This is a genomic window from Paenibacillus sp. OT2-17, from assembly GCF_009827695.1.
In the GTDB taxonomy this organism is placed as follows: Bacteria; Bacillota; Bacilli; order Paenibacillales; family Paenibacillaceae; genus Paenibacillus; species Paenibacillus polymyxa_B.
Genome location: NZ_WUDQ01000276.1, coordinates 1 through 4,819, shown reverse-complemented (window position 1 = coordinate 4,819; position 4,819 = coordinate 1). Strand labels below are relative to the sequence as shown.

Sequence of the window (4,819 nt, the reverse complement as noted above, 5' to 3'; positions counted from 1 at the left end):
TTTTAGATATTATTATGCCTCACCTGGATGGTCTCGGTGTGTTGGAGCGTTTGAGAGAAATGAACCTGACTCCACAGCCGAAAATCATTATGCTGACTGCATTCGGTCAAGAAAATATTACACAGAGGGCCGTACAGCTCGGGGCATCTTATTATATTTTGAAGCCGTTTGACATGGAAGTGCTGGCTAACCGTGTTCGCCAATTGGTGGGACCGCAGTTAGTTAGCAGCAGTCCGGTAACCATTTCATCCATGCGGTCCAACGTAGTACCTATGGGTAAGACGAAAAACCTGGATGCCAGTATCACGGCCATCATACATGAAATTGGTGTACCAGCTCACATCAAGGGCTATAAATATTTACGCGAAGCCATTACGATGGTGTACAATAATATCGAAATCTTGGGAGCCATCACCAAAACATTATATCCGGCAATCGCCGAAAAGTTCAAAACGACGGCATCTCGCGTAGAACGCGCCATTCGTCATGCTATCGAGGTAGCATGGACCCGAGGAAATATCGACAGCATTTCACATCTGTTTGGTTACACTATTAATATCAGTAAGTCCAAACCAACCAATAGTGAATTCATAGCGATGGTGTCAGATAAGCTGCGGATTGAGAATAAGGTGTCCTGAAAGAGTCAGAATGATTGATGAAGCAAGGGATTTTTGGGGTTTGACGTTTATCAATGATAATTGCAGGGATGGCTTCTAATCTCCAAAACAGCCGCCCAGATTACCGATAAACTTCTGAATAGTAGAAAACTAATACCGCCTTTTTATTGGTTCTTCCAAGAACCAGTAAAGGAGCGGTATTTTTTATGAACGATTTTCAATTTCAACTGGACAATTTAAAGTTTTCTTCAATTATCGTCATTTCATTGCTATCAGTCGTCGTTCTACCAAGGGAGAGAGTTGGAATTGTTATTGAACTATTGCTTGATCGACAAGCTCTATAAGAAATATAATTAAAACAATCTTTCAAATGAGGTGAATCGGATGTCATTCCGTATTGTTCGAGGTATTTAGTTTCCGGGCTGGAAAAAACGCGTACCAGCCGTCAAGGGAGAAGTCTATCCTTTTGGCTACAAAAACTAAAATTCTGAATGATATCGGTCTGCTAACTCGTAGTTTTTATCCTTAATTGGAAGGTGGAAGAAAAATGAATTCAATAGAATATAAAGAGTTTTATGATAAGGTTGGAAAAATCAACGGATGGGATTTCAGCAATGTGAAATGTATCTCCAAAGGAGTAAAATGGGACTTCTACAATGAAGTGGCGAAGACATGCAAGAAGTCGGATATATTGCTTGATATCGGTACTGGCGGCGGGGAAGCAATTTTATCAATAGCAGATTCTGCATTACTTCTAGTTGGGATTGACCATTCCACCGGAATGATTGAAACAGCAACCAAGAATTCTGCTGAATCAGACATAGCAAATGTTCGTTTTCTCCAGATGGATGCTGAAAATCTAAATTTTCCTGAGAACTTCTTTAATGTAATCTCTTCTCGACATTCATGTTTTTATGCAAAAGAGATAGCAAAGGTGTTAGTAAAGGGTGGTATGTTCCTGACACAGCAAGTAAGCGAAAACGACAAATTAAATATTAAAGAAGCGTTTGGAAGAGGACAGGCTTGGGGTGCTAAGAAAGACTCGTTAAAAGCTAAATATATTACCGAATTAAGTGATGCGGGCTTTAACGATATACAGTCATTTGAATTCAATGCAAACGAATATTATCAGACTCCTGCAGACTTAATATTCCTCTTGAAACACACTCCGACTATTTCTAACTTCGGAGAAAAAGAAATTGATTTTCAAATACTCCAACAATTTATTATAGACAATCAAACCCAAATAGGAATAAGGACAAATTCAGAACGATTTATGGTGATTGCTAGGAAGTAAAACATAAAGGGATACCCGTTTCTGGGTATCCTTTTTTTAAAACTTATAAGTTTGATGGAATAAGTGAATAAAGATTCTCAGCATCTCCCTCCCTATATGGCGGTACAATTGTTGGGGATTATAAAACATAATGCTCTCCACGAGGTTATAAAATAAACCTGAATCAGTTGCACCAACCATCACGAAGGGAAATTTTCCTTTTGTAAACAGTTCTGAAATTCTCTTTAATTTTGATATAAACAAAGTGTCGTTTCTTGTCGATATAGTATCTAATATAAAGAGAACTGAGGAGCGAATATATGAAATTTAACATTCGAACAAAATTGATATTGGGTTTTTTAGCGGTAATAATCCTTTTGATCGTGATTAGTACAGTATCTATCTCAAAAATGAAAAACCTAGGTGACACTTCGATGGCAATTGATAGCCATTGGATGCCAAGTGTGACCATACTGGGAACACTAAATGGTGATGTATCTGATGTAGAGCGGATTTCATTAAACATTATTGTAGAACGTGACCCAGAGGAAATGGAGAAGGTCCAGGCCGAATATGATAAGGTTTTAAAAAAGGTTGAGGACGGCCGCAAAACATACGAAAAATTAATTGCTACCCCTAAAGAACGTGAAATGTATGAAGAATTCTCCAAAACTTATACAGAGTATCTGAATAAGTTGCCTGAAGTGATCGAAGCAGGTAAAGCTAATGATTATGCTCAATCAAGCATCCTTCATCAAGAGTCCTATAAGTTATGGTATAGTTCAAACGATATGATCAGTCAGCTCATTAAATTGAATGCAGATGGATCTAAACAGACTACGAAAGAAGCTGTTGACAACTTTATTTCAGGGAGACAATTGGTCATCGTTTTGAGTATAGCAGCCGTTATATTAGCATTGATCATGGCAATCATCATAGCTCAAATTATTTCTAAACCTATCTTGCGGATCAGTCGTGCTGCTGAAAGTATTGCATCGGGTGATCTTACAAGTGAAGCTATCATTGTGAAGGGCAAGGACGAGATCAGTACGTTGGCACATTCCTTCAATGTCATGGTTGAGAACCTTCGCCAACTGATTCAATCTGTGAGTAAGACGACTGAGTTGGTAACCACTTCCTCAGAAGAATTGACGGCCAGTGCAGAGCAAAATAGCCAAGCTTCTGCACAAATAACCGAAACGGTGCAAGAAGTAGCTACTGGAACAGGAGACCAGGTAGATATGGTGACGAAATCGTCCCAAGCTATTGAGGAAATGTCTATCGGTGTTGAGCAAATTGCCATCCGCGCGCAAAATGTATTCGCATCTGCGCAAGATGCGGCCCATAAATCGGCTGAAGGTAACCAGATGATTCAACAGGCAGTTACGCAGATGAATGCCGTGAATGATTCGATGAATGGATTGGCAGATCTCATGGCTGGATTGGGAGAGCGCTCAGACGAAATTGGCAAGATCATTGATGTTATCACCAATATTTCTAGTCAGACCAACCTTCTTGCCTTGAACGCTGCGATTGAAGCGGCCCGTGCAGGAGAACATGGTCGTGGATTTGCTGTAGTTGCAGGCGAAGTTCGCAAGTTGGCTGAACAATCGGCTCATTCAGCTCAACAAATTACGGAGCTAGTGGGATTGATTCAAAAGGATACTACCCATGCTATTGAGGCGGTAGCGTCTAACGGGAAGGATGTCATGACAGGTCGTGAAGTTGTACAAAATGCAGGCGCATCCTTTGAACTAATTCAGGAAACCGTAAATAAAGTGGCCAGTGAAATTGAAGAGGTTTCTGCCGGATCAGAACAAATGTCTGCAAGTACAGATGAGATTGTTGGTTTTGTCAGACAAATTTCAGCGATTGCTGAGGAAGCCGCAGCAGGGACACAACACGTATCTGCCGCAACTCAGGAACAGCTGGCGTCCATGGAGGAAATTGCTTCATCTGCAAGAAACCTGTCTACGATGGCAGAGGATCTGCAAGGGCAAATTGGTAAATTCAAAGTATAATTCGTATACTGCTTTTTATGTTTCAGAGGAACTAGCTGATCTATTGTGAGCGGCTTTTTTCTTTTTTTATTAATATATTGTGATTAAAGGGTGGAGATATGAGGAATCTGTAATTGGAAAGATATGATATAATGGTGGGAAATTCTTTGGGTTGGAGTGACATCATGGACAATAAGACTGAACTTAAAGCAAGTGACCTACGTCAGTTAGCGATAGAAAAAATCATAGCTACACCATTTTTGAATGATTTTAAATATCTGAAAAGCAGAAAAGTTTTGAAAAAAGAAACCAAGGAATTTATATTTGAAATTTGTTTCGGTGCGACGAAATATGGTGCATTAAAAGTTTATATTATCGTAGAATCCAAAAGAATAAAAAAGAAGTATAGTACTGGGGCTTGTTTTCACAGTGAGCTGATTGCTCTGACCAAGAAATATACGGGAAACAGGGATTACCTTGTGTCCACAGAAGCAGAAAGAGAACGGGTGATCCAAGAGATTATTGAAGATATCTACACTTTCGCGTTGCCCTTTTTCAAGCGATTTGAACATGTAGAAACACTAGCAGAACAAGTACATAAGTCAGGCTTTTTACCGCATCGCAAACGCTTTGATAAGTTTAATCCTTTGACGAAAAGATTCATTGATTTTTATTATCAAGGGGAGTAATGTAGCCATCTGGGACATTTTTGTTCTCACCATTGGGCAGTAGGTAAGCATTTTGATAAGGAGAACGAATTCCATGGGGGGGATATTATCGTTTTTCAAAAGGATGATGTACAATTTGTAAAACGGATCAATGTATCCCTCAGGAAAAGATGATTTACCTAACATGCTCAATTTCTTGTTTAGAGGCGAGTCGGATGTTGCAATGGAGGGTACGATTTTTATATGGGTAGACAATCG

Annotated in this window: 4 protein-coding genes; all 4 read left to right on the top strand. The window is 39.5% G+C overall.

Annotated elements, in window-relative coordinates; genetic code table 11:
* On the top strand, positions 1 to 638 hold a 638-nt coding region (spo0A, locus tag GRP75_RS19410), incomplete at its 5' end, for a sporulation transcription factor Spo0A (RefSeq protein ID WP_160790099.1).
* A gap of 526 nt (positions 639 to 1,164) precedes the next feature.
* Complete coding sequence (locus tag GRP75_RS19405) at positions 1,165 to 1,914, top strand: class I SAM-dependent methyltransferase (protein WP_160790098.1); 750 nt, start codon at positions 1,165 to 1,167, stop codon at positions 1,912 to 1,914.
* Between the two features lie 299 nt (positions 1,915 to 2,213).
* Positions 2,214 to 3,914: a methyl-accepting chemotaxis protein gene (locus GRP75_RS19400; RefSeq protein WP_160790097.1), complete on the top strand. Its 1,701-nt coding sequence runs from the start codon at positions 2,214 to 2,216 to the stop codon at positions 3,912 to 3,914.
* A 113-nt stretch (positions 3,915 to 4,027) separates the two neighbouring features.
* A complete protein-coding gene (locus tag GRP75_RS19395) occupies positions 4,028 to 4,582 on the top strand; it encodes a hypothetical protein (protein ID WP_237449107.1) in 555 nt (184 codons plus the stop codon).
* Positions 4,583 to 4,819 lie beyond the last annotated feature (237 nt).